This window comes from Actinophytocola sp. (assembly GCF_036555685.1).
Lineage (GTDB): Bacteria > Actinomycetota > Actinomycetes > Mycobacteriales > Pseudonocardiaceae > Actinophytocola.
On the sequence record NZ_DATBKY010000188.1, the window covers coordinates 1 to 3750 of the forward strand.

Consider the following 3750-nt stretch of genomic DNA (forward strand, 5'->3'; position numbering starts at 1 on the left):
AGAGCGAGGTAAGAAGACAAACCGGACAGCGCGGTCAGGTCCGGCGCGACGCTGCGGGACACGCGCGGCGGCGACGCGCTGTGGCCGGCCGACGCCTGGTGCGGCGGGATCCTGGCTATCGCGGTCGCCGCGTCCGGCCACCTGTTCCGCCGGCCTGACGCAACCGATTCGCGAGTGGCTCCGTCCTCTTCGCATGAGGACGACGGCGCTGGCGGTGGCGGTACTGCTGCTCGCCACCGCGTGCGGCCAGCCCCGCGCGGGGTCGACACCTCGGCCGGAAGCCGAACGGCTCCGGGCCGAGGTAATCGCGTTCGAGCCGCAGGGCTCCGCGCCGAAGCGTTTCGGCGCGATCAGCGAGGACCCGGTCCGGCTGGACGCGTTCGCGGGCTGGTTCGGCGGGTCCGGATCGCTCCAGCAGGCACCCGAGGAGCGGCGGGCCGAGCCGGGCACGACCTACGTCGCGGCCACCGACTCGACCGGCTGCCGCGTGCCCGAGTCGGTCGAGGTGACGCGCGCCGGCACGGACCTGCGGGTGCGCTTCCTCGGCGGCACCGACCATCCCGAGTGCGTCCGCGCGGTCGGCCCGCTCGTCCACGTCGCCGTGCCCGCCGAGGACGTGCGCGGCGTGCGGACGGTCAACGGCCAGGCGCCGGTGGCCGCCGCCGGACCGGGCCGGCTCGCCGACTTCGTCGAGCTGGGCACCGTCCGGCTCTCCCCGGCCGCCGCGGAGCTCGGCGACGCCGAGGCGATGGGCCGGCTGCGCGCCAGGCTCGCGGGCGGGGGCGTCGACCTGTCCGGCGCCACGGGCTCCGCGCTGACCCGGACGGTGCCGGCCGGCCAGCGCGGCTTCGCCTTCTTGCTGGCCGGCTGCCAGGAGACGAGCGCGGTGCTGCTGCTCAGCCACGGCAAGATCGCCGCCGACCTCACCGGTGGCGACGAAGTCCGGTGCATCGCGCCGGCGTACTTCCTCGCGACCTTCACGGTGCCGGACGACCTCGTGCCGAAGGGTGCCGTGCTCGGCGCGGGACACTAGCCGCGCCGGAATTCGGTGCTCAAGTCGGTGGATCCAGAGGACACTAGCTGCCGGTCGTGACGGTCAGCAGCGTCGCCGCACCGTCCACAAGCGCCAGCAGGGTGTTCTTGCCCCAGTCCAGCCGCATGCCGTCGCTCGCCGCCAGGCGCTCGGCGTGCCGCAGTTCCCGCGGCGGGCCGCCCGGGCCGGCCACCACCTCGAGCCCGCCGGGCAGCTCGACGTACGCGATCGCGCCGGTGTCCGGGACCCACGCGGGGAAGGCGACCTCGCCCTGCGCCACCGGGCGGGCCCTGCCACCGGCGACCGGCACGACCCTCGCCCGGCCGCCGTCGGGGGCGGGCGACGCGTACGGCGCGAGCGAGTCCACGAGCAGCGACTCGCCGTCCGGCGAGAACGACAGCAGCATGCGGTCCTCGCGGCCGGCGGCCGGCAGCACCGTCCACTCGCGAACGCGGGACACGTCCGCGGCGCGCACCTCGGCGCCGGTGATCCCGCACGTCCACGCGACCCGCTTCGCCGACCACGCCAGCGCGGTCAGCTCCGCGACCGGGCACCGGACCTCGCGCACGGCGGACAGCTCGCCGTCGTCGACGCTGATCGACATCAGCGCGGTCGCGTCCCGCTCTGCCGTGCTGCCGCGCGCGAAGCGGACGAACTTGCCGTCCGGCGACCACGAGGGCAGCACGTCGATCGTCGCCGCCCGGTCGCCCTCGGACAGCGCGACCTTGACCTCGCCGTCGTCGGTGAGGTTGCGCAGCTCGCCCGTGCGAACGTCGAACACCCACACGTCCGGGTCGAGCAGCAGGCGCCAGAAGTCCTCGGTGAACGCGATCCGCGTGCCGTCCGGCGACCACTGCGCGCGCAACGTGTCCGGGTGCACGTCCTTGCCGGCGCACCGCTCGCCCGAGCCGTCCAGCGCCGTGACGCACAGGTCGGAGTTCAGCCGCAGCACCCGCGTGCCGTCGGGCGAGAGCCGGACGGGGCCGGTCGCGGCGACCGGCCGGGCAGCGGTGACGCGGAGGTTCTCCACGTGCACCCGCTCGGGAAAGGCGTGGCCCGGGACGTCCCGGGTGGCACAACCGGCGAGCACGGTGCAGACCACGAGGACGAGCGCCCCGGTACGCCGCATGGCACCTCCACGACAGAGCCGGCCCGAATGATGCCATCCGGGCCGGCTCCGTGGTGTGTTCGCTAGCGGAACGAGACCTCGAGCGTCCCGTCCTTGCTCACGGCGGCCCGGATCTCCGTGCCGCGCGTGGTCGTCACGACGTCGAAGTCGACGCTGCGACCGTTGAACGTCACCTTGCCCGGCTGCTTGCCGGCCGGCAGCACCGCGCCGACCGTGAGGTCGGTCCGGAGCCCGTGCAGGCCGACCCGCGTGGACAGCTTGTTGCCGCTGCGCCAGGCCTTGACGTCCGCGGATCCCTTGCCCAGCCGGATGTCCGACCCGCCGATGCGCGACTGGCCGTCCGGCAGCTGCGGGATCACCGACAGCGCGCCGTTGCCCAGGTCGGGCGCGACGCCGAGCTGCTGGTGGACCACCGGCCACAGGATCCCGTAGGTGCCCCAGGCCTGCAGCGACATCGAACGGTCGTAGAACGGCCGGCCGATGTTCGCCGGGAAGTCCGGCGACGGCGAGATCTCCGGCATCGAGCCCGGGGTCTCCCAGACCGACGGATCGAGCTGGACGCGCGCGTTGCCGGTGGTGTACGTCCGCTGCTGGGTGAGCCGGCCGAAGTTGCCCTCGCCGACCGCCATCACGCCGGTGTTGAGCGTGAACGTCGAGCGCTCGCTCTTCACCGAGGACACCCGGGTGTCGCAGGACGGACCGGGGTTGCCCGCCGGATCCGAGGTCGGGCCGCTGCCGGTGTGGTAGAGCCCGAACTCGCCGGTGTAGCAGGCCTTCTCGCGCTGTGCGAGCGCGGTGGTGCCGTGCTCGGCACTGGCCAGCGGGCTGCCGTCCGGCAGCTCGATCTCCATCGGCGAGACACCCGTCCAGTGCCGCTGGAAGATCGGCGTGTTGTCGTTCGACGGGTCGTCCGGGTCGTCGACCGACTCGGCGTAGGCGTTCGCGTCACCCGGCGCCCACCACGTCTGCTCGAAGCGGGACTGGAGATCGGCCGCCTTGCCGCTCGCCCAGTTCTCCGTGGCCGTGTCGCCCTTGCTCGCGGCCATGTCCGCGAGGTCGAGCAGGCCCCGGATGAAGTAGGCGGTGCTGTCGAGCTTCTCGGCACCCATGCCCGCGCGCTCGACGTTGCCGAGCCCCTCGAGCCAGCCGTCGTGGTCCGCGTCCAGCGTCGAGTCCACGTACTTCAGGTTGCGGACCGTGAAGTCGTAGAGGTCGTCGCGGAAGCGGTCGTCACCGGTCCAGCGCCACACCAGGGCGACCGCGCTCGGGAACTTCACCGTCTCGTCGGTGTTGCCCGCGTCCGCGTTCACTCCGAAGTAGACATCACCGGTGTGCACGATCTCGTGCGCGACCTTGCCGCTGTGTTCGTTGACGATCTCGCTGACGTCCCGCAACCCGCGCAGGTGCGCCTTGATCGTCTCGAACTGGCCGGCGGCCACCGCGGCGAACGAGGTGTACTCGCCGTCCGTGCCGAACATCCACGGGTAGTCCGGGAAGCCGGCACCGAACCAGGTCGCCTCCTTGAGCGTGCCGGACGGCTCCGGGTAGGCCCGGCCCTCGTCGACGTCGCGCAGCTTCAGGTTGCGCG

At 73.2% G+C, this 3750-nt stretch carries 3 protein-coding genes; 1 reads left to right on the plus strand and 2 read right to left on the minus strand.

Annotated features, from left to right (window positions below; translation table 11 throughout):
* Positions 1-193: 193 nt before the first annotated feature.
* A complete protein-coding gene (locus tag VH969_RS17960) occupies positions 194-1033 on the plus strand; it encodes a hypothetical protein (RefSeq protein WP_331975609.1) in 840 nt (279 codons plus the stop codon).
* A 43-nt stretch (positions 1034-1076) separates the two neighbouring features.
* Here VH969_RS17960 and VH969_RS17965 read toward each other — a convergent pair whose 3' ends face one another.
* Entirely contained in the window at positions 1077-2162 is a 1086-nt protein-coding gene (locus VH969_RS17965) for a TolB-like translocation protein (protein ID WP_331975611.1), read from the minus strand.
* 62 nt (positions 2163-2224) lie between these two features.
* Positions 2225-3750 (minus strand): glucosidase family protein (locus tag VH969_RS17970; RefSeq protein WP_331975613.1); only part of this gene is annotated, 1526 nt, incomplete at its 5' end.